24 protein-coding genes are annotated in these 23975 nt (G+C 64.5%); 15 read left to right on the plus strand and 9 right to left on the minus strand.

Annotation, left to right across the window (positions count from 1 at the left end; genetic code table 11):
- Window positions 1–129: 129 nt before the first annotated feature.
- The gene (locus ACQR1F_RS24270; RefSeq protein WP_434914035.1) at window positions 130–2202 is read right to left on the minus strand and encodes a L,D-transpeptidase family protein; all 2073 of its coding nucleotides are present in this window, start codon (window positions 2200–2202) and stop codon (window positions 130–132) included.
- 386 nt (window positions 2203–2588) lie between these two features.
- Entirely contained in the window at window positions 2589–4082 is a 1494-nt protein-coding gene (locus ACQR1F_RS24275) for a sigma-54-dependent transcriptional regulator (protein ID WP_434914003.1), read from the minus strand.
- Between the two features lie 120 nt (window positions 4083–4202).
- On the opposite strand from ACQR1F_RS24275, the gene ACQR1F_RS24280 reads away from it, so the two are divergent.
- The 12 genes from ACQR1F_RS24280 (at window position 4203) to ACQR1F_RS24335 (ending at window position 15071) form a co-directional block, all read left to right on the plus strand.
- Complete coding sequence (locus ACQR1F_RS24280) at window positions 4203–6179, plus strand: M3 family oligoendopeptidase (protein WP_434914004.1); 1977 nt, start codon at window positions 4203–4205, stop codon at window positions 6177–6179.
- Between the two features lie 84 nt (window positions 6180–6263).
- The gene (locus ACQR1F_RS24285) at window positions 6264–6488 is read left to right on the plus strand and encodes an AbrB/MazE/SpoVT family DNA-binding domain-containing protein (RefSeq protein WP_315802603.1); all 225 of its coding nucleotides are present in this window, start codon (window positions 6264–6266) and stop codon (window positions 6486–6488) included.
- On the plus strand, window positions 6485–6880 hold the full coding sequence (locus ACQR1F_RS24290; RefSeq protein ID WP_434914005.1) for a type II toxin-antitoxin system death-on-curing family toxin: 396 nt from the start codon (window positions 6485–6487) through the stop codon (window positions 6878–6880). The genes ACQR1F_RS24285 and ACQR1F_RS24290 overlap by 4 nt, the downstream gene beginning before the upstream one ends.
- A gap of 106 nt (window positions 6881–6986) precedes the next feature.
- A complete protein-coding gene (locus tag ACQR1F_RS24295; protein ID WP_315736334.1) occupies window positions 6987–7139 on the plus strand; it encodes an aa3-type cytochrome c oxidase subunit IV in 153 nt (50 codons plus the stop codon).
- 131 nt (window positions 7140–7270) lie between these two features.
- On the plus strand, window positions 7271–8398 hold the full coding sequence (locus ACQR1F_RS24300; RefSeq protein WP_315753919.1) for a Re/Si-specific NAD(P)(+) transhydrogenase subunit alpha: 1128 nt from the start codon (window positions 7271–7273) through the stop codon (window positions 8396–8398).
- 11 nt (window positions 8399–8409) lie between these two features.
- Entirely contained in the window at window positions 8410–8727 is a 318-nt protein-coding gene (locus ACQR1F_RS24305) for a proton-translocating transhydrogenase family protein (protein ID WP_284420324.1), read from the plus strand.
- 45 nt (window positions 8728–8772) lie between these two features.
- Window positions 8773–10170 (plus strand): NAD(P)(+) transhydrogenase (Re/Si-specific) subunit beta, encoded by a 1398-nt coding sequence (locus ACQR1F_RS24310; protein WP_316236982.1) that lies wholly within the window; start codon window positions 8773–8775, stop codon window positions 10168–10170.
- 18 nt (window positions 10171–10188) lie between these two features.
- Window positions 10189–10989, plus strand: a complete 801-nt coding sequence (locus ACQR1F_RS24315; protein WP_315802605.1) for an alpha/beta hydrolase — start codon at window positions 10189–10191, stop codon at window positions 10987–10989.
- 97 nt (window positions 10990–11086) lie between these two features.
- The gene (locus tag ACQR1F_RS24320) at window positions 11087–12421 is read left to right on the plus strand and encodes a sodium:proton antiporter (RefSeq protein ID WP_434914036.1); all 1335 of its coding nucleotides are present in this window, start codon (window positions 11087–11089) and stop codon (window positions 12419–12421) included.
- A gap of 117 nt (window positions 12422–12538) precedes the next feature.
- Window positions 12539–13636, plus strand: coding sequence for a calcium:proton antiporter (locus tag ACQR1F_RS24325; protein ID WP_434914006.1), 1098 nt, complete (start codon window positions 12539–12541; stop codon window positions 13634–13636).
- 15 nt (window positions 13637–13651) lie between these two features.
- Window positions 13652–13936: a cupin domain-containing protein gene (locus ACQR1F_RS24330; RefSeq protein WP_315717559.1), complete on the plus strand. Its 285-nt coding sequence runs from the start codon at window positions 13652–13654 to the stop codon at window positions 13934–13936.
- A gap of 226 nt (window positions 13937–14162) precedes the next feature.
- Window positions 14163–15071, plus strand: coding sequence for a hypothetical protein (locus ACQR1F_RS24335; protein WP_434914007.1), 909 nt, complete (start codon window positions 14163–14165; stop codon window positions 15069–15071).
- A 222-nt stretch (window positions 15072–15293) separates the two neighbouring features.
- Here ACQR1F_RS24335 and rpsU read toward each other — a convergent pair whose 3' ends face one another.
- From rpsU to purE, 3 genes are all read right to left on the minus strand, one after another.
- The gene (gene rpsU / locus ACQR1F_RS24340; RefSeq protein ID WP_011924350.1) at window positions 15294–15596 is read right to left on the minus strand and encodes a 30S ribosomal protein S21; all 303 of its coding nucleotides are present in this window, start codon (window positions 15594–15596) and stop codon (window positions 15294–15296) included.
- Between the two features lie 165 nt (window positions 15597–15761).
- Window positions 15762–16871: a 5-(carboxyamino)imidazole ribonucleotide synthase gene (locus ACQR1F_RS24345; RefSeq protein WP_315802608.1), complete on the minus strand. Its 1110-nt coding sequence runs from the start codon at window positions 16869–16871 to the stop codon at window positions 15762–15764.
- Entirely contained in the window at window positions 16868–17356 is a 489-nt protein-coding gene (gene purE / locus ACQR1F_RS24350) for a 5-(carboxyamino)imidazole ribonucleotide mutase (RefSeq protein WP_315802609.1), read from the minus strand. The genes ACQR1F_RS24345 and purE overlap by 4 nt, the downstream gene beginning before the upstream one ends.
- A gap of 147 nt (window positions 17357–17503) precedes the next feature.
- Between purE and ACQR1F_RS24355 the strand changes: the two genes are divergently transcribed.
- The gene (locus ACQR1F_RS24355) at window positions 17504–18205 is read left to right on the plus strand and encodes a GGDEF domain-containing protein (protein ID WP_434914037.1); all 702 of its coding nucleotides are present in this window, start codon (window positions 17504–17506) and stop codon (window positions 18203–18205) included.
- A 48-nt stretch (window positions 18206–18253) separates the two neighbouring features.
- Here the strand turns inward: ACQR1F_RS24355 and ACQR1F_RS24360 are convergent, their stop codons facing one another.
- The 3 genes from ACQR1F_RS24360 to ACQR1F_RS24370 form a co-directional block, all read right to left on the minus strand.
- The gene (locus tag ACQR1F_RS24360) at window positions 18254–18505 is read right to left on the minus strand and encodes a hypothetical protein (RefSeq protein WP_315802610.1); all 252 of its coding nucleotides are present in this window, start codon (window positions 18503–18505) and stop codon (window positions 18254–18256) included.
- A 102-nt stretch (window positions 18506–18607) separates the two neighbouring features.
- Window positions 18608–18820, minus strand: a complete 213-nt coding sequence (locus tag ACQR1F_RS24365) for a hypothetical protein (protein WP_434893486.1) — start codon at window positions 18818–18820, stop codon at window positions 18608–18610.
- Between the two features lie 145 nt (window positions 18821–18965).
- Window positions 18966–19172, minus strand: coding sequence for a YdcH family protein (locus ACQR1F_RS24370; RefSeq protein ID WP_009028242.1), 207 nt, complete (start codon window positions 19170–19172; stop codon window positions 18966–18968).
- Window positions 19173–19462: 290 nt separating this feature from the next.
- On the opposite strand from ACQR1F_RS24370, the gene ACQR1F_RS24375 reads away from it, so the two are divergent.
- Window positions 19463–19648: a YdcH family protein gene (locus ACQR1F_RS24375; protein ID WP_315802612.1), complete on the plus strand. Its 186-nt coding sequence runs from the start codon at window positions 19463–19465 to the stop codon at window positions 19646–19648.
- Window positions 19649–19838: 190 nt separating this feature from the next.
- On the opposite strand, the gene ACQR1F_RS24380 is transcribed toward ACQR1F_RS24375, so the two are convergent.
- Window positions 19839–20942 carry an NAD(P)/FAD-dependent oxidoreductase gene (locus ACQR1F_RS24380; RefSeq protein ID WP_316179769.1) on the minus strand — a complete coding sequence of 368 codons (1104 nt, stop codon included), beginning with the start codon at window positions 20940–20942 and terminating at the stop codon, window positions 19839–19841.
- A gap of 212 nt (window positions 20943–21154) precedes the next feature.
- On the opposite strand from ACQR1F_RS24380, the gene ACQR1F_RS24385 reads away from it, so the two are divergent.
- On the plus strand, window positions 21155–23863 hold the full coding sequence (locus ACQR1F_RS24385; RefSeq protein ID WP_316236979.1) for a sensor domain-containing protein: 2709 nt from the start codon (window positions 21155–21157) through the stop codon (window positions 23861–23863).
- Window positions 23864–23975 lie beyond the last annotated feature (112 nt).

The following is a 23975-nucleotide window of genomic DNA, read 5'->3' on the forward strand; positions in this document are numbered from 1 at the left end:
ACTCTTGAGTGTGGCGAAAAAGAGCCATCGAATCTTGGTTGATCATTGTGGTTAACCTAAAGCAAAGGCCCCGCCGATCGGCGAGGCCTTTGATCTCAAAATGGAATTTGACCGTGATCGGCGGCCTGATCAGCGGGTGAAGACCCGCCGGGCAGGGCGGCCGACCGGCGCCGGCGGCGTCGGCGCGCCGCCGCCGCCAAACAGCCGCTCGAAGAAGTTCGGGCCGGAGGAGAAGCTGTTGTCGCTGAGGCTGACCGAGTTCGGCAGCGGCCCCTTCGGACGCGCGTAGCTCGGCTGGGCATGGGCGACGACGTTCTCGAGATCCTTGCCGCGGCTGTTCTTCAGGATCGCGATCATGGTGGCGTCGCGGCCATAGATGTCCTTGCGGAATTGCAGCTTGCCGGCATCGTCGACGAAGGCGGTCTGGTAGGTGATGTTGACCGGAATCGGCGTCGGGAATTTCAGGTCGATCTCGCTCCGGCCGTACATGCTGCGGATGCGCTCGGGCGTGTAGCGCTCGCCGGGCATGGTGATGTTGAGCAGGACCGACGCGTACTGATCCGGATACTGTACGCGCATGCAGCCATGGCTGAAGGCGCGCTCGTCACGGGCGAACAGGTTCTTGTCCGGCGTGTCGTGCTGATAGACCAGGAACTTGTTCGGGAAGTTGAAGCGGATGCGGCCGAGCGCGTTGGCCTCGCCCGGCGGCTGCGAGATGTGGATCGAGCCGTCGCGCGCGCGCTCCAGCCGGAGCCCCATGCGGTCGAGCACCGTCGGATCCTGCTGCAGGGCCGGCAGATACTCGTTGTAGATGATCGACGGCGGCACGTTCCAAGTCGGATTGACCGTGATGAACTTCATCGTCTCGCTGAGCAGCGGCGTCGCATGCTGCCCGGGCTTGCCGGTCACCACGCGGGTGCTCCACACCTGCGCGCCGTGCTGCATCACCTTCAGCGTGTAGTCGGGGATGTTGAGGATCACATAGGCGTCGCCGATGCCGGGGGCGCCGAGGTCGCGCGGCAGCCAGCGCCAGCGCTCCATGTTGACGAGGACCGTATCGATCTGCTTGTCGCGCTTGGGCGTGTTCAGCGCCTTCACCGTGCGGTCGTCGAGCACTCCGGTCGGCTTGAGGTCGACGCTCTCCTGGAGCTTGCGGACGGCGGCGGCGACCTTGGCGTCGTAGCGGATGTCGTCGGCATTCTCGGTGAGACCGAGCTTGGCGCGCAGCTTCGGCACGCGCGGGTCGGACATCTGCGCCTCGGCCTCCGGCGCATTCTTGCCGCGGGCAGGCGTGTATTTCAGCGGCTGGCCTTCGTCGATGATCACGGGCGCGCCGTCGGTGACGCCGCGCAGCTCGGCGAGCTTGGCCTTCAAGAGCTTGTAGAGCTTGTGCGGAGGGTTGTAGCTCTCGAGCGCCGCCGAGGCGTCCTTGGCGCCGGTGACGTTGGCCAGCACCTCGTTGGGGTCGACCGGATGCTCGGGATACTGGATGTCCGCCGAGACCTGCGACCAGTGCATGCGGCCGCTCTGCGCCTGGCGCGCGTAGTCCATCATGCTCTCGGTGAGCCTGAGGTCGGCCTCCGCGAGTGCATCCGGTGCGGAGGCTGCGGCTGCGAAGTCCGGCACCGGATAGTCGCCGGGATTGAGGCCGTCGGCTGCTGCATCCTTGAGACGGGCGATGACGCCCTTCGCGGCGGCGGTCAGGCTGCCGCCCTGGGTCCAGACCGGCGCATAGTCGCGGCCGGTGTAGAACTTCTCGACGGCGGCGCGCTCGGCCTTGCGGTCGAAATACTTCGTCGCCTTGGTCGCCATCAGGTCGCGCAGACGGTCGGCAACGGGCTGGTCGGCGGCGGGAACGGTGCTGGCGGCCTTGACCGGCTCCGGGGCTGTCGCGGTGGCAGGAGCCGCTGCGGGCGGCGTGGCGACGGTCTTGGTGGGATCGGCCGCAGGCGCCGCCGCAGAGTCGACCGGCTTGACCGTGGTCTCGGGCGCCTTGACCTGCTCGGGCGACACGGTTGCGGTGGTGTCGGATTTGGTTGTGTCGAGTTTGAAGTCACTGGCGGTCGGCGGCGGCACGTTGGCCGGCTCGGGGAACGGGATCGCCGCATCGATGGCCAGCTCGGCCGCGCTGTTGCGGGGCGGATCGCTCTGGGCGAAAGCAGAGGTCGAGGACACCGCGAGGAAGGTCGCCGCGACAGCCATGAGCACGCGGTCATATCCGCCACGGGTGGTCACACAATCTCGCATCGTCAATCCCTCGGATGATCTGTCCCGGCTGGAACAGGTGTAACAAGGTCGATCCGCCAGCTTCGGCGTGGGTACCGCCGGTGAGGATGGCTCACGTCTGCACGCAATGATTCACGCCCAAACGATACTCAAGCCCCACTTCTGCGGCCAGCGCCACACGGGACAACTCACGACAAACTGACTCTTGGGAAACCCCGGCCAAACCGATCGTGCGTTTGTGCCACGCGTTATTTCCTTTGTCTGTCACCGCAAGGCAACGGTTCAGATGTTCCATTGTTGCCAAGACTTGCGGCCTTTTTCGGACGACAGCCGAGCGCGACCATGGTGAGCATCCGCGCGGCTCAGCCGAGCGGCGGGCTTTCCGTTGCGGGCGTCTCGCCATTGGCTTCGTCGAGTTTGCGGTAGAGCGTCGAGCGTCCGATTTTGAGGCGGCGCGCCACCTCCGACATCTGGCCGCGGTAATGGGCGATGGCGAAGCGGATGATCTCATGCTCCATCTCCTCGAGCGGCCGCACCTCGCCGCTCGCGGTGAGCAGCGGCAGGAACCCATGCGAGGGCAGAGGGGCAATGGGTACTTCACTACCCGGTACCATCGCAGGCAGGGGAGGAACAGGCCGCTCCACGGTGAGGGCCGGCGCAGGCTCGACCGGCGGCGCGTGGGTGGGAATCAGCGGAAAATCGGCCACGCCGAGCTGGTCGCTCTCGCCCATGACGACGGCGCGGTAGACCGCGTTTTCCAACTGGCGGATGTTACCGGGCCAGTCGAGCTTGGTCAGATAGGCGACGGCCTCGCCGCTGATGCCCGAAATGGCGCGGTTCTCCTCGGCCGCAAACCGCGCGAGGAAATGCCGCAACAGATGCGGGATGTCCTCGCGGCGGGTGCGCAGCGGCGGAATGGTCAGCGGCAGCACATGCAGCCGGTAGAACAGATCCTCGCGAAAATGTCCTTCCTTGACGCGGTCGAGCAGCCTGCGATTGGTCGCCGAGATGATGCGCACGTCGACCTTGACCGGCTTGCGGCCGCCCACCGCCTCGACGGCGCCCTCCTGCAGGGCGCGCAGCAGCTTGACCTGGGCGGTGAGCGGCAGCTCCGAGACCTCGTCGAGGAACAGCGTGCCGCCATGGGCTTCGACGAACTTGCCCATGTGACGCTCGGTCGCGCCGGTGAATGCGCCCTTCTCGTGACCGAACAGGATCGATTCCACCAGATTGTCCGGAATCGCGCCGCAATTGACGGCGACGAACGGCTTCGTCTTGCGCTCGCTGGTGCCGTGGATGGCGCGGGCGAACAGCTCCTTGCCGACGCCCGATTCGCCTTCGATCAGCACGGGAATCGACGAGGCCGCGGCCTTCTCCGCGATGCGCAGGATCGGCGCCATCGCCTCGGCGCGGGTGATGATGTCGGCGAAGGTCAGGCGGCCTTCGCGGCTGTGCCGGATGCGCTGCAATTCGCCCTTCAGCGCCGAGGTGTTCAGCGCATTGCGCAGCGACACCTGCAGCCGCTCGATGCCGACCGGCTTGACGACGAAATCCTGTGCGCCGGCGCGCATGGCCGAGACGACGTTGTCGATGCCGCCATGCGCGGTCTGCACGATGACCGGAATCGAGATGCCCGCCTCGCGCATTTTCGAGAGCACCCCCATGCCGTCGAGGCCGGGCATCACGAGGTCGAGCACGATGGCGTCGATGGGGCCGGCATCGGGATTGGTCAGCTTCTCGATGACGGCGTCGCCGGTCTCGACAACGACCGCCTCGTAGCCGCATTTTTGAACCATGTTCTCCACCAGCCGGCGCTGGACCGGATCATCATCGGCAATCAAAATGCTGGCAGCCATGGCTTTCCTTGCACGCTACGACTATCTGTCTCGAATCGGGGCACTCTCGCCGACGCCGATTAACGCAACCTTAAACCTCGCTGATCGGGATAAACGTTCGAACAACAGGTTACCCATCCGATGACCTCGCGCGCCTCCTCCGCTCTTCGCAAGCCGACCAAAGCTGCTCCTCCCTCCAAAGCCGTCAAGGCCAAACTGGCTAACGAGCCGGCCAAGAAGCCTGCTGTCAAAACGTCGAAGCCCGCCGCGAAATCCGTGCGTGGCGCTGCGGCGAAATCGTCTGCCAAGCCGGCGAAGAAGACAGTCGCGGCCAAGACGGGAATCGGGGCGCTGCCCGAATGGAATCTCGGCGATCTTTATAGCGGCATCGACGCGCCGGAGATCGCTCACGATCTCGCGAAGATGAATGCCGAATGCGTCGCGTTTGAGACCGACTACAAGGGCAAGATCGCCGAGCACGTCGCGCGCGAAGACGGCGGCGAATGGCTCGCAGAAGCGGTCCGGCGCTATGAGGCGATCGACGATCTCGCCGGGCGGCTCGGCTCGTTCGCGGGTCTCGCGCACGCCGGCGACAGCGTCGATCCGGCGATTTCCAAATTTTACGGCGACATCTCGGAGCGGCTGACGGCTGCGTCGACTCACCTGCTGTTCTTCGCGCTCGAGCTCAACCGCATCGACGACGCCGTGATCGCGCGCGCGATGGAGACGCCTGCGCTCGGCCACTACCGTCCCTGGATCGAGGATCTGCGCAAGGACAAGCCGTATCAGCTCGAAGACCGTGTCGAGCAGTTGTTCCACGAGAAGTCGCAGACCGGCTATTCCGCCTGGAACCGGCTGTTCGACCAGACCATCGCAGGTCTGCGCTTCCAGGTCGGGGGCAAGGAGCTCGCGATCGAGCCGACCTTGAACTTCCTGCAGGACCGCGACGGCGCCAAGCGCAAGGCCGCCGCCGAGGCGCTCGCCAAGACCTTCAAGGCCAATGAGCGCACCTTCGCGCTGATCACCAACACGCTCGCCAAGGACAAGGACATCTCCGACCGCTGGCGCGGCTTCCAGGATGTCGCGGACTCCCGCCATCTCAACAACCGCGTCGAGCGCGAGGTGGTCGATGCGCTGGTGGCCTCGGTCCGCGCGGCCTACCCGAAGCTGTCGCATCGCTACTACCAGCTCAAGGCGCGCTGGTTCAAAAAGAAGAAGCTCGCGCATTGGGACCGCAACGCGCCGCTGCCGTTCGCCGCCAATGCCACCATCGCGTGGCCGGAGGCGAAGAGCATGGTGCTGACGGCCTATCGCGGCTTCTCGCCGGAGATGGCCGACATCGCCCAGCGCTTCTTCGATCACAGCTGGATCGATGCGCCGGTGCGCCCGGGCAAGGCGCCGGGCGCGTTCTCGCATCCGACCACGCCCTCGGCGCATCCCTATGTGCTGATGAACTACCAGGGCAAGCCGCGCGACGTGATGACGCTCGCGCATGAGCTCGGCCATGGCGTGCACCAGGTGCTGGCGGCCAAGAACGGCGCGCTGATGGCGCCGACGCCGCTGACGCTCGCCGAGACCGCGAGCGTGTTCGGCGAGATGCTGACCTTCAAGCGGCTATTGTCGGAGACCAAGGATGCCAAGCAGCGCCAAGCGCTGCTCGCCGGCAAGGTCGAGGACATGATCAACACGGTGGTGCGGCAGATCGCGTTCTATTCGTTCGAGCGCGCGGTTCATACCGAGCGCAAGAATGGCGAACTGACCGCGGAGCGGCTCGGCCAGATCTGGCTCTCGGTGCAGACCGAGAGCCTCGGCGAGGCGATCGAGATCAAGCCGGGCTACGAGAACTTCTGGATGTATATCCCGCACTTCATCCATTCGCCGTTCTACGTCTACGCCTATGCGTTCGGCGACTGCCTCGTGAACTCGCTCTATGCCGTCTATGAGCACGCCGCCGACGGCTTCGCCGAGCGTTATCTGGCGATGCTGTCCGCCGGCGGAACGAAGCACTATTCGGAGCTGCTCGCCCCATTCGGACTGGACGCCAAGGACCCCAGGTTCTGGGACGGCGGCCTGTCGGTCATCGCCGGCATGATCGACGAGCTGGAGGCGATGGGGTAGGGCTGTTAAACATTTGTTGAACGGCAGAAAGGGGTGCGTTATACGTCTGTATAACACGCCCCTTTCTCGCTACCGGACCTCACCATGAAGATCGAGATCAAGAAGATCGGCAATTCCGATGGCCTGTTGCTGCCGCGCGAGTTGATGCAGCGGCTCGATCTCAAGCGCGGCCAGCAATTGCATATCGTGGAACTGCCCGGGGGCGGATTCCAGGCGCTCCCCTACGATCCGGATTTCGAGCGGACGATGGAGATCGCCGACGACATTATGGATGAGTACCGCGACACCCTCGCCGCGCTCGCCAAATGAGCGACCAGCAAGAGCCGCTTTGGATCACCTACGAGCAGGCGATCGCGATTCACGCCCGTCAGTTGCGCCGCTTCGGCGGCGCGCCAGGACTGCGCGAACAAGGAATGCTGCGGTCGGCGTTGGAGCGTCCGGTCAACAAATGGAGCTATGAGCAGGCGACGCTGCCGGAGCTTGCCGCGGCCTACGCATTCGGGCTCGCCAAGAACCACGCCTTCGTCGACGGCAACAAGCGCATCGCGTTCATGGCGATGATGACGTTTCTGCGCAGACACGAAATCGCGTTCGCGCCCGACCCTGCGCAGGCAACTGCCATGATCCTCGCCCTCGCCGCCGGCGAGGTCAGCGAGGCCAGCCTGACGCGCTGGATCCGTGACAATTGGCCTGGCCAATAGCCCGATCGGAAAAGCCGATAAAATCGCCTTGCATGCCAGCCGTTGCCCTTGCATCGGCTTTGAGGTATGCGACCTTAACAAAGCAATTTTTCTCTGGGGGACCCCGATGGCAAACCATGGCGAGATCGCCTACTCGACGGCTGACGGCAACGACTACGTGGCACATGAGGCCACCTATGAGGGCTTCATCAAGCTGGTGAAGTACGGCACGATCAGCGTCGCTCTCATCGTCATCTTGATGGCTATTTTCCTCGCTTAATGTCGCTATGGGCCCGCCGGCATCTCCGCCGGCGGGCCTTCAGCTGACTGGCCGGGCCGATCCGCCGTCATGCTGAAGCCATGGACGTCCCGCCCTTTTAAGCTCGCGCGCGCATTCGCGCCGGAGGCCTCATGAAGATTGCCGTCGCCAAGGAAATCGACCCGTTGGAGCCGCGGGTCGCCGCCTCTCCCGACACGGTGAAGAAGTTCAAGGCGTTGGGTGCCGAGATCGCGGTCGAGCCCGGCGCCGGCATCAAGTCCGGCCTGCCGGATTCGGAATTCACGGCGGCAGGCGCAACCGTCAGCGCCGACGCGCTGAAGGACGCCGACATCATCATCAAGGTGAAGCGGCCGGAAGCCTCCGAGCTCGCCAACTATCGGCGCGGCGCCTTGGTGTTCGCGATCATGGATCCCTACGGCAACGATGCCGCGCTCAAGGCGATGGCCGATGCCGGCATTGCCTCGTTCGCGATGGAACTGATGCCGCGCATCACCCGCGCCCAGGTGATGGACGTGCTGTCGAGCCAGGCGAACCTCGCCGGCTACCGCGCCGTGATCGAGGGCGCCGAGGCGTTCGGTCGCGCCTTCCCGATGATGATGACCGCGGCCGGCACCGTGCCGGCGACCAAGGTCTTCGTGATGGGCGTCGGCGTCGCCGGCCTGCAGGCCATCGCAACCGCGCGCCGGCTCGGCGCCATGGTCTCCGCCACCGACGTGCGCCCCGCCACCAAGGAGCAGGTGGAGAGCCTCGGCGCCAAATTCCTGGCGGTCGAGGACGAGGAGTTCAAGAACGCGCAGACGGCCGGTGGCTATGCCAAGGAGATGTCCAAGGAGTACCAGGCCAAGCAGGCGGCGCTGACGGCGGAACACATCAAGAAGCAGGACGTCATCATCACCACTGCGCTGATTCCCGGCCGTCCGGCGCCGCGCCTCGTCACCATGGAGATGGTGAAGTCGATGCGCCCTGGCTCGGTCCTGGTCGACCTTGCGGTCGAGCGTGGCGGCAATGTCGAGGGCGTCAAGCTCGGCGAGACCGTCGAGATCGACGGCGTCAAGATCATCGGCTACCCCAATCTCGCCGGCCGGGTCGCAGCGTCCGCCTCCGGTCTCTACGCCCGCAACCTGTTCTCCTTCATCGAGACGATGATCGATAAGAAGGAAAAGACACTGGCGGTGAACTGGGACGACGAGCTGGTCAAGGCCACGGCTTTGACAAAGGATGGCGCCATCGTCCACCCGAACTTCCAGCCGAAGGCCTAAGGAGCAGAGCCATGGAACATGTCGTCCAAGCCGTCGACCCCTTCGTCTTCCGGCTGTCGATCTTCGTGCTGGCGGTGTTCGTCGGCTACTTCGTGGTGTGGTCGGTGACGCCGGCCCTGCACACGCCGCTGATGTCGGTGACCAATGCGATCTCCTCGGTGATCGTTGTCGGCGCGCTGCTGGCGGTCGGCGTTCCCATGCTGTCGAGCGGCAGTGGTCTGGCGCGAGCGTTCGGCTTCATCGCGCTGATCTTCGCCTGCGTGAACATCTTCGGCGGCTTCCTCGTCACCCAGCGCATGCTGGCGATGTACAAGAAGAAGTCCAAGTAACAACGCCGCACGACGCGGGATGACAGGCACAACGGGGCATCTGCAATGAACGCCAATCTGTCGGCACTCCTTTATCTCGTGGCAGGTGTGCTGTTCATCCTGTCTCTTCGCGGGCTGTCGAGCCCGGCCTCCAGCCGGCAAGGCAACTTCTTCGGCATGGCCGGCATGGCGATTGCGGTCGCCACCACGCTGGCTGGGCATCCACCGGCGGATGCGATCGCCTGGATCCTCGTGATCCTCGGCGTTGCGATCGGCGGCGGCATCGGCGCAGTCATTGCGCGCCGGGTGCCGATGACGTCGATGCCCGAGCTCGTCGCCGCCTTCCATTCGCTGGTCGGCATGGCCGCGGTGCTGGTCGCCGCCGGCGCGTTCTTCGCGCCGGAAGCGTTCGACATCGGAACGCCCGGCAACATCCACCCGCAGAGCCTGGTCGAGATGTCGCTCGGCGTCGCCATCGGCGCGCTGACCTTCACCGGCTCGGTCATCGCCTTCCTCAAGCTGTCCGCGCGGATGAGCGGCGCGCCGATCATTCTGCCGGCGCGTCACATCATCAACATCGCGCTCGCCGTGGCGCTGGTCTTCTTCGTGATCCGCCTGGTGATGACGGGCGGCGGCTTCGACTTCCTGATGGTGACGCTGCTGGCGCTGGCGCTCGGCGTGCTCATGATCATCCCGATCGGCGGCGCCGACATGCCGGTCGTGATCTCGATGCTGAACTCCTACTCCGGCTGGGCGGCCGCGGGCATCGGCTTCACGCTCGGTAATTCGGCGCTGATCATCACCGGCGCATTGGTCGGCTCGTCCGGTGCGATCCTGTCCTATATCATGTGCCATGCGATGAACCGGTCCTTCATCTCGGTCATCCTCGGCGGCTTCGGCGGTGAGACCGCAGCGGCGGGCGGTGGCACCGGCGAGCAGAAGCCGGCCAAGCTCGGCTCGGCCGACGATGCCGCCTTCATCATGAAGAACGCCTCGAAGGTGATCATCGTGCCCGGCTACGGCATGGCGGTCGCCCAGGCGCAGCACGCGCTGCGCGAGATGGCCGACACGCTGAAGAAGGAAGGCGTCGAGGTGAAATACGCGATTCATCCGGTCGCTGGCCGCATGCCCGGCCACATGAACGTGCTGCTCGCCGAAGCCAACGTTCCCTATGACGAGGTGTTCGAGCTCGAGGACATCAACTCGGAATTCGCCCAGGCCGACGTCGCCTTCGTGATCGGCGCCAACGACGTCACCAATCCGGCGGCCGAGGAGGACAAGTCCTCGCCGATCTACGGCATGCCGGTGCTGCAGGTCTGGAAGGCCGGCACCGTGATGTTCATCAAGCGCTCGCTGGCGTCGGGCTATGCCGGCATCGACAATCCGCTGTTCTACCGCGACAACACGATGATGCTGCTCGGCGACGCCAAGAAGATGACCGAGAACATCGTCAAGGGCATGTAGCCGGCGGCATCGGGAGCCATGACGTTTCTGAAATGGCTCCTGATCGTCGTGGCGGCGGTCTACGGCATCGTGCTTGCGGCCCTATTCGTCCGCCAGCGTGCAGTGCTGTTCCCCATTCCGCCGGTGGGCCGCACGGCACCGGCTGCAGCCGGGTTTCCTCAGGCTGAGGAGCATGTGCTGACCTCGGTCGATGGCGAGAGGGTCATCGTCTGGCATGTGCCGGCGAAGCCTGGCCACAAGGTCGTTCTGTACTTCCCGGGCAATGGCGATTTTCTCGCGGGCGTGGTGTCGCGCTTCAAGGCGCTCACGGCCGACGGCACCGGTCTCGTTGCGCTGTCCTATCGCGGCTATGCGGGGTCCAGCGGCAGTCCCAGTGAGCACGGGCTGCTGCAAGATGCCGCAGTCGCCTATGCGTTCACGACACAGCGCTACGAGTCGGGACGGATCGTGGCCTGGGGTTTTTCCCTCGGCAGCGGCGTGGCCACCGCGATCGCCGCGGAGCATCCGGTCGCCAAGCTGATCCTCGAAGCGCCCTATACATCCACGGTCGATGTCGCGTCGGAGATGCTGAAGGTGGTTCCGGTCAGTCTGCTGATGCTCGACAGCTTCCATTCCGATCGGCGCATCGCCGATGTGCGTGTGCCGCTCCTGATCATGCATGGCGAAAGGGATCCGGCGATTTCGATCCGCTTCGGGGAACGATTGTTCGCACTTGCGCATGACCCCAAGCGCTTCGTACGGTTTCCCAACGGCGGACATAATGACCTGGATCTTTTCGGTGCGACTGAGACGGCCAAGAGCTTCATCGACGGCTTGTAACGTCCATCGATCGCGGTGGCCGGCTCTCCTCGGGATCGTCCTGCTCTTTGGGAGCCTGCCGGTGCAGGCGCATGCCGCCGGGCTGAACGGCGCGGCGATGACCTGGCCGTTCGCACTGCCATTCGCGGGACTGCTGTTGTCGATCGCGCTCGGGCCGTTGCTGTTTGCCAGGTTCTGGCATCATCACTACGGAAAGATCGCCGCGGCATGGGCCTTGGTGGCGTTGGCGGCGTTGACCTGGAATGCAGGGCTTGGCACGGCGCTCGCTGCCTTCGTCCACGCGCTGCTCGCCGAATATCTCAGCTTTATCGTGCTGCTGTTCGCCCTCTATACGGTCGCCGGCGGCATCCTGGTGACCGGCGACATCAAGGGCACGCCCGCGACCAACACCGCCATCCTGGCGCTCGGCACGATCATCGCGAGCGTCGTCGGCACGACGGGCGCCGCGATGATCCTGGTGCGTCCCCTGATCCGCGCCAATCTGAGCCGGCCGCATAATGTGCACGTGCTGATCTTCTTCATCATTCTGGCCGCCAATGTCGGTGGTGCACTGAGCCCGCTCGGCGATCCGCCACTGTTCGTCGGCTTTCTGCGTGGCGTCGACTTCTTCTGGACGACGCAACAGCTCTGGCTGCAGACCGCGATCGTCGCCGGCCTGTTGCTCGTGATCTTTGCCGCGATCGACGCATGGCGCTTCCGTGCCGAGAAGCCTTCGAGCACGGATGGCACGAGCGAGCCGGTTCGTGTTCGCGGGCTCGTCAACGTCGTCCTGATCGCGGCCATCGTCGTCAACACGCTGGTATCGGCGACCTGGAAGCCGGGCATCTCCTTCGACGTCTTCGGCACGCATGTCGAGCTTCAGAATCTCGTGCGCGATGCCGTCCTCGTGGCGATCGCCGGCCTGTCGCTCTGGCTTACGCCGGACGAGCACCGCGAGGCGAACGGGTTCAACTGGGAGCCGATCCGAGAGGTCGCCAAGCTGTTCGCGGCGATCTTCACCGCGATCGTTCCGGTCATCGCCATGCTGAATGCGGGTCGCAGTGGCTCTTTCGGCTGGCTGTTGGATGCCGTGACGACACCCGCCGGCGCGCCGCGGGAGGTCGCCTATTTCTGGTCCACCGGGCTGATGTCGGCCTTCCTCGACAATGCCCCGACCTATCTCTTGTTCTTCGAATTGGCGGGCGGCGATCCCAAGGTGCTGATGGGCGAGCTCTCGGGAACGCTGGCGGCGATCTCGATGGGCGCAGTCTACATGGGCGCACTGACCTATATCGGAAATGCGCCGAACTTCATGGTCGCAGCGATCGCCAATGAGCGGGGCATCCAGATGCCGAGCTTCTTCGGCTACATGCTGCGGGCAGGTGCCGTCCTCATTCCGCTGTTCGTGCTGCTGACCGTGCTTCCGATTCATCCGCTGCTCAGTCCGCATTGACCTGATCGACGGCACCTTCAGAGACCGTCCTGGTTGAGACCCTGTCACGGCCGGACCGCGTGACGATCGCCTCGCTGTCGCGCATAGTCGGACAGAACGGATCGAAGGACGCGAATCATGAGCGTGAAGGGCGCAACGCCCGCATCATCGGTGATCTTTCCCGGCTTGGCGGTCGCGCTGGTCGCGATCGTCACGGCGACGCATTATGACTTCACGCCTTCGGCCGCTGGTGTGGTCTTCGCCGCGGTGCTGCTGGTGGTCCTGTTCGGCACGGTGTTCGCGGCCGTGCACCATGCCGAGGTGATCGCGCATGAGATCGGCGAGCCGTTCGGCACGCTGCTCCTGACCCTGGCGGTGACGGTGATCGAGGTGGCGCTGATCGCCACCATCATGCTCGGCGACAAGGCTGCGCCGGCGCTCGCCCGCGACACCGTGTTTGCGGTGGTCATGATCGTGTGCAACGGCCTGGCCGGCATCTGCATCTTCATCGGCGGCCTGCGCTATCGCGAGCAGGACGTGCTGGTCTCCGGTGCCAATCTGTATCTCAGCGTACTGTTCACGATGGCAACCATCACGCTGGTGCTGCCGAATTATACCTTGACGTCGCCAGGTCCGGTGTATTCTGCCGTGCAGATCGCCTTCGTCAGCGTCGTGACGATCCTGCTCTACTCGGTGTTCCTGTATACGCAGACCACCCGCCATCGGGATTATTTCGTCGGGAACTCGGTGGGGTTCGCCGATGACGATGTCAGGCTGCCGCGCGCGAAGCTGTTGCTCAGTGTCGGGCTGCTGCTGGTCGCGCTGCTCGCTGTGGTCCTGCTTGCCAAGAAGTTCTCGCTGGTGGTCGACGCCGGCGTTGCCGCAACGGGTGCGCCGCAGGCGGTCGCAGGCGTGCTCGTGGCGCTGTTGATCCTGCTGCCGGAGAGTGTCGCCGCCCTCTCGGCCGCCCGCGCCAACGACCTGCAGAAGAGCATCAATCTCGCCCTTGGCTCCTCGCTCGCCACCATAGGGCTGACCATCCCGGCAGTGGCGGTCGCCGCCCATGTGCTCGACAAGCAGCTCGTCCTCGGGCTGGACCCGCAGGGAATAGTGCTGCTGGTCCTGACCTTCGTCCTGAGCATGCTGACCTTCGGCACCGGACGGACGAACATCCTGTTCGGGCTGGTGCACATGGTGGTGTTCGCGATATTCCTGTTTCTGCTCTTCGTCCCCTGATTCAAGAGATCCAGCATGCTCAGCGCCCAGTCCGACGTCCAGGTCGATACGCCCGAAGTCCGCGTCACGGAGTGGCGGCTATTGCCCGGCAGTGCCACGGGGCGCCATGTTCATGAGATGGATTACGTGATCGTGCCGGTCACCGCGGGCGAGATGACGATCGTGGCGCCGTCCGGCGAGCGCTCGAAGGCGCAGCTCGCGGTCGGCAAATCCTATTTCCGAAAGGCCGGGGTCGAACACGATGTGCTGAACGAGACCGGTTCCGAGATCGTTTTCCTCGAAGTTGAATTGAAGCCGTAACCAATTGTTTACCGGGATGCCGCTGATTGTGGTATCTTGAGCCGGCGATCCGGAAGCTGTGGCAACACCCTCGGATTGCTGCACGGCTCCGGTTCGAAGGGTTTCAGGAAACGACTTTTCGGCGGTCGCGGCTGTACGGAGTGCAGTCCGCGAGCTCCGGAAGGTGTGGGATGGTCCCTTAATTGTGCCTCAAAGTTCCCGCAAATACCGCGCGGGAGTGGTCAGCATGCTGAAATATCTCACAAAGTTCGCCATGGAGATCATCCCGTCGGTGGTTGCCACCATCATCGGGGCCTACATCGTCAATCACTACATCAACACCAAGCCCGACTCGCCGCCATCGACCATGGCGGCGGTGGCCTCGGCTGCTTATGCCAAGCTCACAGGCTCAAAGAGCGACGCTCCGAAATCCACGGGCAACGGGACCGACCCTGCCAAGCTGGACGCGAAGGCCGATCCCAAGTCTGACGCCAAGCCGGCGGAAACGTCGAACGAGGTCTCCAGCATTCCCGCTCCCGGCATCAAGGCCAAGGGCGTGTCGGAGAAGTCGCTGGCCGACAAGGCCGCCGAGAAGGCCGTCGAAGTGAAGCCGACCGAAACGGCGAGCCTCCCGGCCGATCCGCAGGCCTCGCGCCATCCTGCATCGTCGAAGGAAAAGCTGATCGTGCGTGGCACTTCGGCCGAGGCCCCAGCGACCCAGCAGGAAGATCGCCGGGATGCTGCCGATCTTGCCCGCGCCGCGATCGAGCGGTTGCGCGCGAGCGAAGGTGCCGGCAAGGCGGCTGCCGAGAAGCCGTCGACCGATGCAGCCCGCGGGGCTGGCGAGGCGCCGCGCGTCGCAACCGCGTTACCTCAGGTGTCGCCGGTTCGTCCGCTGCCGCCTCCGGTGACGGTCTCCGCGCCTCCGGCCGAGCAGGGTTTCATCATGCCGTCGGCCTCGAGCCCGACCTACACGGGATCATTGCAGCCGGACGGGCGCCCGACGCCGCCCGCGGAGATCCCCGTCCAGCAGTTGCGTCCGCTCGACCTGCGTGCCGACAAGTCCGATCCTTCGATCAAGGACCAGATGTCCAACGTGGCGCAGGACATGATGTCGGCGGCGAAATCGGTGTTCCACTCGGTGCTGCCGAAATAATTGATCGGCATTGCTCTCGAACGAGATCGAGCGGCGGGCCTGCTGGTCCGCCGCTTTTTCTTTGGGGCGTGCCGTGCTCTGCATCGTAGCGACGAGCGGGCACACCGCGGCTGGATCCGGACGCCGGATGGCAGGGAGGCGCGAAATCAAAATGAGGTGCCCAAAACAAAAACGCGAGCCAGAGGCCCGCGCTTCAGACGACGTCGGATCGATCAGGCTGGATCAGCGCGGCGCGCCGGGACGGGCACCTGCACCAGGACCACGACCAGCGCCACGATCACCGCCCGGGCCAGCGCCGAACACCGGCTTCGGCTTCATCGGCAGCAGGCCTTCGCGCTGCAGCTTCTTGCGGGCCAGCTTGCGCGCACGGCGCACGGCTTCGGCCTTCTCACGGGCTTTCTTCTCGGACGGCTTCTCGTAATGGCCGCGAAGCTTCATCTCGCGGAAAATGCCCTCACGCTGCATCTTCTTCTTGAGCGCCTTGAGGGCTTGATCGACATTGTTATCGCGAACGAGAACCTGCACGCGGCATCCTCTTTCTCAGTCTATCGGTTTGAAATCTGGTGAAGTCAGGGCTGGCAAATGGCCGCGCCCTTAACCTTGAGGGCGCCCATGTATCAGAGGACACCGTCGCTGTCCACCCGCTGACGGGCTCTTGACCGCAAGTTTAACGCGCCCGAGCGGTTTATTTCAGCCCTGCCTCGGCGGCAGGGGCGAGACCTGGGTCACATGCCCCATCTTGCGGCCAGGGCGGGCGGCGCCCTTGCCGTAAAGGTGCACGGTGGCGCCGGGAACCGTGAGCCACTGCTCGTAGGTGTCGATCTCGTCCCCGATCAGGTTCGTCATCGTGACGTGGCCGTGGCGCAGCGGCTTGCCGAGCGGCCAGCCTGCGATCGCGCGGATGTGCTGTTCGAACTGGGAAATCGAGGCACCGTCGAGGGTCCAGTGGCCGGAATTGTGCACCCGGGGGGCAATTTCATTGACCAGGACGCCGGGCGCAGGTCCATCGGATACCACGAACATCTCCACGGCGAGCACCCCGACGTAATCGAGGGCGGTGGCGATCCGGCTGGCAATGTCCCGGGCCTCGTCGGCGAGCGGATCGGGGATGCGGGCTGGCGCCCGCGACACCTTCAGGATGTGATCGCGATGCTCGTTCTCGGTGACGTCGAAGCACTCGACCTGGCCATCGGCCGCGCGGGCCGCTACGACCGAGATCTCGCGCTCGAACGGAACGAACGCCTCGAGGATCGCCGATTTGGTGCCGAGCTCGGCCCAGATCCGATCGAGATCGTCACCCTGGCGGATCTTGATCTGGCCCTTGCCGTCATAGCCGAACCGCCGTGTCTTCAGCACGGCCGGCAGGCCGATTCGAAAGGCTGCTTCGCGCAACGTGGCGAGTGAGGACACGTCGGCATAGTTCGCCGTGCGGATACCGAGCGAGGTGACGAAATCCTTCTCGATCAGCCGATCCTGCGTCGTCTCCAGCGCAGAGCGGCTCGGCAGCACCGGGCGCCTTGCCGCCAGCACCATCGCGGCCGCCGACGGGACGTTCTCGAACTCGTAGGTGACGACGTCGACGTCATTGGCGAACAGCTCGAGCGCCTCGACGTCGGCATATTCGGCGCAGGTGGCGTTCAGCACGACGTCGAAGGCGGGCGAGTCCGGGTCCGGCGAGAACACCTGGCAGCGCAGCCCGAGCCGCGCCGCAGCCAGCGCCAGCATGCGGCCGAGCTGGCCGCCGCCGAGAATACCGATGGTGTCGCCGGGCTTGAGCTTCACCCGATTGGAGCCGGTCACGCCGTGCCCTCCGGACGTTCGGCGATCGCATTGGTCTGCGCCTGCCGCCAGGCCGACAGGCGGCCGGCGAGCGCGGAATCCGAGAGAGCGAGCACGCTGGCCGCCAGCAGCGCTGCGTTAATGGCGCCGGATTTGCCGATGGCGAGCGTTCCGACCGGAATTCCGGCCGGCATCTGGACGATGGAATACAGCGAATCGACCCCCGACAGCGCCTTCGACTCGACGGGGACGCCGAACACGGGCAGTTCCGTGAGCGAGGCCGTCATGCCCGGCAGATGGGCGGCGCCGCCGGCACCGGCGATCACGACCTTGTAGCCCGCCGCCTTGGCACCCTTGGCGAAAGCATACAGCCGGTCCGGGGTGCGGTGCGCCGAGACGATCCGGGCGTCGTAGCTCACGCCCAGGGCTTCGAGCGTCTCGGCGGCATGGCGCATGGTATCCCAGTCCGACTGGCTTCCCATGATGATGGCGATCGGGGCGGTCATGACCTCAATTCTTCTCGGGAATCCATCAGCATGGGCCGGAGTATAGGATCGGTCCTGACAGCGGCAAGCCATGGCATGAAGGTCCGAATGGACTATCCTGTCTTGGTCAAGCCCGGCAAGCCCAAACGGTGGCGCGGCAGGTGTCCGATGAAAAAGAAGCGCATGGCGGCCGCGTGGCGAGCCGGGAAGCGAAGAACCCGGTACCGTCATCGGCCTTCGCGGCGCGCGCGGGCTCCTGAACCCGGTTCCGTACCGGCAGGCGCGCGACAGACGATCCGACGCCTTAATGCCGAGTTGGCGACAGCACAGGCCCGGATCGCCGAGCTGACGGCCTCCGCTGAGCGCGACTTCCTGCTCGACATCTTCAATCGTCGCGGCTTCGCCCGCGAGCTCCATCGTTCGATCGCCTTCATCAAGCGCTATGACGCGACCGGTGCCCTGGTCGTGCTCGACGTCGATCGGCTGAAACCGATCAATGATACGTTCGGCCATGCCGCTGGTGACGAGGTCCTGAAGGCGGTTGCGCGTGTCCTCAGCGAGCATGTCCGATCCTCCGACGTGATCGGCCGGCTCGGCGGCGACGAGTTCGGCGTGCTGCTCTGGCATCTCAGCGCGGCGGACGCACATGCCAAGGCGGCGGAACTGGAGCAGGCCATCGACAGCCTGACCTTCGCCTTCGGCGATCAGACCGTGCGTGCCGGCGCGTCGGCCGGGATTGCTCTGCTCGACAAGCGCGTCAACCCGGTGCGTGCGCTGGAGGAAGCCGACCGCGCGATGTACATGCGCAAGGCCCAGCGAAGGTACGAGAGCCCAGCGCACGCAACGGCCCGGTCGGGCGACCAGCGGTGACGCTCCCGGGCCATCCGCGCCGATGACAGAGCTTGTGGTGCACGGCGCTCACAACTCGCCGAGATCGTCGGGCAACTCGCCGAACTTGTGCAGCAGCCGGGCGTCGCTGAATTCCCCCATCAAGGGATCGCCGCTGCGGCTGAAGGCAATGGCGCCGATGTTATCCGGCAGGCGCGACATCGCTTCGGCACGACGCAGCGCTGCGGACGAACTCTGGCATTCCTCGGCCGCGCCTGCGACCAGCATCCCTGCCTCGTCCCGTCTGAACGGCATGGCGACGTAATAGGTGATATCAGGCATTGCACGCACCTCCCGGCCTTCGTCGAAGCTGCGAGCGAGCGCAGCGGCAATCGTCCGGAGAGTCTCGACGGCCCGAGGACTCAGGTAAGACTCATACAGGGCTCAGGCCGCATCGCTCTCCGGACCGTCCGAAGCGGTGTTGGGCACGCAGCCGCAGGAGATCGCGGCCCGCAGCTCCTGCAGCTCCAGCTCGAGATACTCGTTCGCCATGATCAGCGCCTTGATCGTGGAGCGCAGATTGCCGTCGCACATCGCGATGGCCTGGTCACAGGCCTGTTCGTAGAGGCGATCCTGTGGGGAGAAGGAGGCGGGCATCACAACCATCCTTGTTGTCGTCTGGGGAACGAGGGATGTCCTGATTGTTCTCTTTTTGTTCTATTTGTCAAGGCGCCTGGGCAAATCCTGCACCGCTGATGCATATTGCCTGTGTGCATACGGTCAGGCGTGCTGACGCTTCGCCTCAGGCGATAATGTCGGGCGTGATCTGGTCTTCGATGAAGGCGATCCGATCGCGTAGCAGAAGCTTCCGCTTCTTCAGTCGTTGCAGCCGCAACAAATCGGGGGCGGGCGATTGATGCAAAGCGTCGATCGCCGCGTCGAGATCGCGGTGCTCCTGCTGCAGGCGCGCGAGTTCGGCCTGCAGTTCGCGCTCGTCTTGGTCAGCCATGATCTATGATAGCAAAAAAGCGGAAGGAAGTGGAAAGCCTTGCGAAGGCGGGCGCAAATATTGCGCCTGCGAAGCTGATAAGCAAGCCGCGCCCCTCAAGATCCGTGCAGCTGTCCCGTGAATTTCAGGTTGGCACCGGCGTTAGATTCGTCCGGATCTGCTCACGGTTCGTTACACACGGCGCTCAAATTTGCATGTGCGGTCTTTTGGCCCCATCGACAGGTCAAGCGACTTGTGTACACTCATTAGCCCTGGTCGAATCTCAGGTTCACCTACCGAGGAGGTTTCGAATGGCCATTCAGGCGCATCTCGTTGAACTGGAGCGTAAGCATAAAGTTCTTGAAAGCGAATTGCATGAAGCTCTCCTGCATCCATCGACGGACGACCTGCGAATTGCCGAACTGAAGCGACGCAAACTGATGGTGAAGGACGAGATCGAGCGCTTGAGACAGGTAACCAGCGAAACACTTCACTGACATGTGACCATCACCCGCCGTACCATCCGATCGTAAGACCGTGCGCCTGGGATGGTGACTGTCCATCCCAGACGCAACTTCAATCAAATTAGTTGCGATAGACTTAGTTGCGATAGACGATGACGCGAACGCATCTGCCTGCGTTGTCTCCCGCTATCGCCACACGCCGTTCATCCCGATATCGGGGTCTTCAGCTCAAGGCGAGATCGCGGACGTGAGCCGCAATAGCCAGCGATGACGTCAATCCAGGCGATTCAATTCCGAACAGATTGATGAGTCCGGGCACCCCGTGATCGCGGGGGCCCTGAATGACGAAATCCTGCGACGCCACGGCCGGCGGTACGATCTTCGGCCTGATGCCCGAATAGCTCGGCATCAGCGCCCCATCCGGCAGCGACGGCCAGTACTTGCGGATCGCCGGGTAGAAGCGCTCGGCGCGCGCCGGATCGACCGTATAGTCGATCCGGTCGATCCACTCGACGTCGGGGCCGAATCTGGCTTGGCCTGCCATGTCGAGCGTGAGGTGCACGCCGAGGCCGCCTGGTTCCGGCACCGGGTAGATGAGCCGGCTGAACGGTGCCCGGGCGCTGCAGCTGAAATAGTTGCCCTTGGCGAGATAGGTCATCGGCACCAGCGGCGACGGCATGCCGTCGATCAGCCGCGCCAGCTCGGGCGCGTCGAGGCCGGCGGCGTTCACCAGCAGCCGGCAGCTCAGCGTCATCGGTTGCGCGCCGCCCGCATCGACCTCGATCGATCCCCCCGTCGCCTTGGCCCGCAGCAACGGCGTGTGGAAGGCGAAGGCACCGCCGGCGTCCTCGATCTCGCCGCGCAGCGACAGCATGAAGGCATGGCTGTCGAGGATGCCGGTGGATGGCGACAGCAGCGCGGCCTGGCAGGCCAGGGCCGGCTCCAGCGCCAGGGCTTCGGACCCGGGCAGCAGCCGCATCCCTTCGACACCATTGGCTTCGGCGTGCGCGCGGATGCCCTGCAGCTTCTCGGTCTCGGCTGGATTGGTTGCAACGATCAGTTTCCCGCAATTGCGGTAGGGCACGCCATGCTCGTCGCAATAGCGGTAAAGCATGCGCTTGCCGGCCACGCAGAAGCGGGCCATCAGGCTCCCGGCCTTGTAATAGATGCCGGCGTGGATCACTTCGCTGTTGCGAGACGACGTGACGGTTCCGATGCCCTCGGCCGCCTCGAGAACGATGACCTCGCGTCCGGCCCGCGCCAATTGACGGGCGACGGCAAGTCCGACGACGCCGGCGCCAACGACCACGCAATCCACTTTATCCATGCATAGTCCTGAGACGATTGGGGGAAGTCATGTCTCGCTGCAATCCCTGGTGGGTGGAACTTCAGTCCGGAGTGCGCCTGCCCTTAGCAAACCATTCATCATAGGGCGGCCATTGACCAAATTTGCTTCGTCTTTTTCGAAGTTTGCGGAACCCGTTTACCCGATCCCAATAGGTGAAGCCAGATACTGTCGCCGAATACCGCGGGTGATTGATGGCTGGCAAGAATTGGCAGGCGAGCGACCGAAACGCGTTTTCTGCGCGTGTCGTTGCGGCCTCGGTGGCCGCCATGGCAGCTTGGGCGGCTGCGCCGACGCGCGCCTGGGCCGCTTCCTCCGATTTCTCGCCCTCCGGCTACCTGGGCACCATCGAGCCGGACGTGCTCTGGAAGGTGTTGATCGCCGGCGTTGTCGTCTGCGCCTTCCTCGCGTCGGTCGTGATCTGGATCCATTCGGCCTTGCGGCGCGCCAAGCGGGCACAACTTCGGCGTAACGTTTTCATCAGCTCCGCGCTCAACAATTTGAGCCAGGGGCTGATGCTGACGGACGCCGCCAACCGCGTCGTCTTCTACAACCACCGCTTTCTCGAGATCTACGGCATGAGCCGGGCCGACATTCCGCCCGGCTGCACCGGCCGGGATCTGGTCGAGTTGCGGCGGCAGCGTGGCCTGCTCAATCTGACGGTCGAGGACTATGCGCGCCAGGCGCGGCAGCCGGACGGGTGCCTGACCGAGCTGCCCGGCGGACGTGTGGTGCGCGCCCAGATGTTCCGTCTTCCGACCGGCGGATCGATCGGCATCCATGAAGACTGTACGGTGCAGCACCGGCTGGAGCGCGAGCTCGCCTCGACCAAGCAGTTCCTGGAATCGGTGGTCGATCAGGTTCCCGTCTGCGTCGCCGCCAAGAACATCGAGGACGGCCGCTACATCTTCGCCAACCGGGCGTTCGAGCAGTTCGCGCAGGTGCCGCGGGATCAGATCATCGGACGGCGTCCGAGCGACCTGTTCGGCGAGGAGACCGCGGCCGACATCGCGGCTGCCGACCGCGAAGCGATGCTGGCGCCCGGCACCACCTATTGCAGCGAACTCGTGGTTCAACGCGGTGACGAGAAGCGCATCCTGGACGCCCACCGGGTCGTTGCACGCAACGACAAGAACGAACCGCAATTCCTCATCGCGCTGTTCGACGATGCCACGGAGCGGCGATCGCTGAGCCGCGAGCTGGAGAACAGCAAGAAGTTCCTGGAACTGGTCGTCGACAACATTCCGGTTTCGCTCATCGTCGAGAGCGTCAGCGACGGCCGCTATCTGCTCGCCAACCGCAGCGCCGAGATCATCCTCAACCGCAAGCGCGAGGACGCCACCGGCCTGACCACCGCCGACATCTTCAATCCGCGCGAGGCCAGACTGATCACGGCGCGCGACGAAGCCGCCATCAAGAAGCGCGGCCTTCTGACCGAGGAACATCCGATCTCGACCAAGGACGGCCTGCGGCTGTTCCTGACGCGGCGGGCAACCGTGCTGGGCGAGACCGGCCAGCCGCAATATCTGATCAAGACCTATGAGGACGTCACCGATCGGCGCCAGACCGAATCGCGGATGGCGCACATGGCCTATCACGACGGCCTGACCGATCTGCCGAACCGCGCCGCGTTCCTGCAGGCCCTGAGCCAGATGATCGAGGCCTGCGCGGATACGGACGAGGAGTTTGCGGTCCTGAACGTCGATCTCAAGGGCCTGAAGGACGTCAACGACGTCTTCGGCCACGCCATCGGCGACAAGCTGTTGATCGAGGTCGCCCGTCGCGTCCATGCCGTTGCCCGGGGCGGCGTCGTTGCCCGTCTCTCGGGCGACGAGTTCGGGCTGATCATCGACGGCAAGCAACCGGAAACGGGCAGGGCCCTGGCCGAGCAATTGGCGGCGGCGATCGCGGTGGACTTCCAGATCGAGGGCAAGTCGATCCGCACCGCGCTGACGACGGGCATCTCGGTGTTCCCGCACAATGGTTCGGATCCGGCGTCGCTGCTCGCCAATGCGGGTGCCGCTCTGTTCCGCGCCAAGGCCAAATCGCGCGGCAGCATCACCTTCTACGAGCCTGAAATGGATCAGCAGATTCGCGACCGCCGCGTTCTGCATCAGGAACTGTCTGTCGCGATCAAGCATGGCGAACTGTCGCTGTACTTCCAGCCGCAGGCCGTCTCCGGCCGCACGGTCGACGCCAGCGAGATCATCGGCTTCGAAGCGCTGGCGCGCTGGCAGCATCCGGTCCGGGGGTTCGTGCCGCCGAGCGACTTCATTCCGCTCGCGGAAGAGAGCGGCCTCATCGTCGAGATGGGCGAGTGGATTCTGCGCGAGGCCTGCCGCGAGGCGGCGTCGTGGCCGAAGCCGCTGCAGGTCGCGGTCAACCTGTCTCCGGCGCAGTTCGTCCATGGCGACCTCGTTGCGCTGGTCCACTCGATCCTGATCGAGACGGGGCTCGCGCCCGGCAGGCTCGAGCTGGAGATCACCGAGGGTGTGCTGATCGAGGATTTCGATCGCGGTGTCGCGCTGCTGCGCCGGCTGAAGGCGCTCGGCGTTCGCGTCTCGATGGACGATTTCGGCAGCGGCTACTCGTCGCTGAGCTACCTTCAGGCGTTCCCGTTCGACAAGATCAAGATCGACCGCGCCTTCGTCATGAATATCGGCCGCAACCCGCAATCGGCGGCGATCATTCGTGCGGTCATCGGTCTGGGTCACGGCATGAACATGTCGATCGTGGCGGAAGGCGTCGAGACGCCGGAGCAGCTCGGCTTCCTCGCCGAGCAGGGCTGCGACTCGGTTCAGGGCTATCTGCTCGGCAAGCCCCTGCCGATCGACAAATATGACGGCATTGTCGGTCGCGCTCACGACGACGACGACGTCGCGTCCGTTCGCAAGACCGGCTGACCTGGCAGTCCGGTCAGAGGCTGTTGCGCAACAGCGCGAATTTATCCGCACTCGTAACAGTTGGGTCGCTACGAGAATCATTTCCGCCGGTCTACGATCGTTCGTCCTGGCA

The sequence above is a fragment of the Bradyrhizobium sp. HKCCYLS3013 genome, assembly GCF_051167615.1.
Lineage (GTDB): Bacteria > Pseudomonadota > Alphaproteobacteria > Rhizobiales > Xanthobacteraceae > Bradyrhizobium.

Coding starts and splice junctions, on each gene's coding strand:
- ACQR1F_RS24385 (WP_316236979.1), top strand. CDS start 21,155: ATGGCTGGCAAGAATTGGCAGGCGAGCGACCGAAACGCGTTTTCTGCG.
- ACQR1F_RS24335 (WP_434914007.1), top strand. CDS start 14,163: ATGCTGAAATATCTCACAAAGTTCGCCATGGAGATCATCCCGTCGGTG.
- ACQR1F_RS24320 (WP_434914036.1), top strand. CDS start 11,087: ATGACCTGGCCGTTCGCACTGCCATTCGCGGGACTGCTGTTGTCGATC.
- ACQR1F_RS24285 (WP_315802603.1), top strand. CDS start 6,264: ATGAAGATCGAGATCAAGAAGATCGGCAATTCCGATGGCCTGTTGCTG.
- ACQR1F_RS24365 (WP_434893486.1), bottom strand. CDS start 18,820: ATGCCCGCCTCCTTCTCCCCACAGGATCGCCTCTACGAACAGGCCTGT.
- ACQR1F_RS24310 (WP_316236982.1), top strand. CDS start 8,773: ATGAACGCCAATCTGTCGGCACTCCTTTATCTCGTGGCAGGTGTGCTG.
- ACQR1F_RS24280 (WP_434914004.1), top strand. CDS start 4,203: ATGACCTCGCGCGCCTCCTCCGCTCTTCGCAAGCCGACCAAAGCTGCT.
- purE (WP_315802609.1), bottom strand. CDS start 17,356: ATGACCGCCCCGATCGCCATCATCATGGGAAGCCAGTCGGACTGGGAT.
- ACQR1F_RS24315 (WP_315802605.1), top strand. CDS start 10,189: ATGACGTTTCTGAAATGGCTCCTGATCGTCGTGGCGGCGGTCTACGGC.
- ACQR1F_RS24325 (WP_434914006.1), top strand. CDS start 12,539: ATGAGCGTGAAGGGCGCAACGCCCGCATCATCGGTGATCTTTCCCGGC.
- ACQR1F_RS24375 (WP_315802612.1), top strand. CDS start 19,463: ATGGCCATTCAGGCGCATCTCGTTGAACTGGAGCGTAAGCATAAAGTT.
- ACQR1F_RS24295 (WP_315736334.1), top strand. CDS start 6,987: ATGGCAAACCATGGCGAGATCGCCTACTCGACGGCTGACGGCAACGAC.
- ACQR1F_RS24275 (WP_434914003.1), bottom strand. CDS start 4,082: ATGGCTGCCAGCATTTTGATTGCCGATGATGATCCGGTCCAGCGCCGG.
- ACQR1F_RS24360 (WP_315802610.1), bottom strand. CDS start 18,505: ATGCCTGATATCACCTATTACGTCGCCATGCCGTTCAGACGGGACGAG.
- ACQR1F_RS24330 (WP_315717559.1), top strand. CDS start 13,652: ATGCTCAGCGCCCAGTCCGACGTCCAGGTCGATACGCCCGAAGTCCGC.
- ACQR1F_RS24380 (WP_316179769.1), bottom strand. CDS start 20,942: ATGGATAAAGTGGATTGCGTGGTCGTTGGCGCCGGCGTCGTCGGACTT.
- ACQR1F_RS24300 (WP_315753919.1), top strand. CDS start 7,271: ATGAAGATTGCCGTCGCCAAGGAAATCGACCCGTTGGAGCCGCGGGTC.
- ACQR1F_RS24290 (WP_434914005.1), top strand. CDS start 6,485: ATGAGCGACCAGCAAGAGCCGCTTTGGATCACCTACGAGCAGGCGATC.
- ACQR1F_RS24355 (WP_434914037.1), top strand. CDS start 17,504: ATGAAAAAGAAGCGCATGGCGGCCGCGTGGCGAGCCGGGAAGCGAAGA.
- ACQR1F_RS24370 (WP_009028242.1), bottom strand. CDS start 19,172: ATGGCTGACCAAGACGAGCGCGAACTGCAGGCCGAACTCGCGCGCCTG.
- ACQR1F_RS24305 (WP_284420324.1), top strand. CDS start 8,410: ATGGAACATGTCGTCCAAGCCGTCGACCCCTTCGTCTTCCGGCTGTCG.
- ACQR1F_RS24270 (WP_434914035.1), bottom strand. CDS start 2,202: ATGGCTGTCGCGGCGACCTTCCTCGCGGTGTCCTCGACCTCTGCTTTC.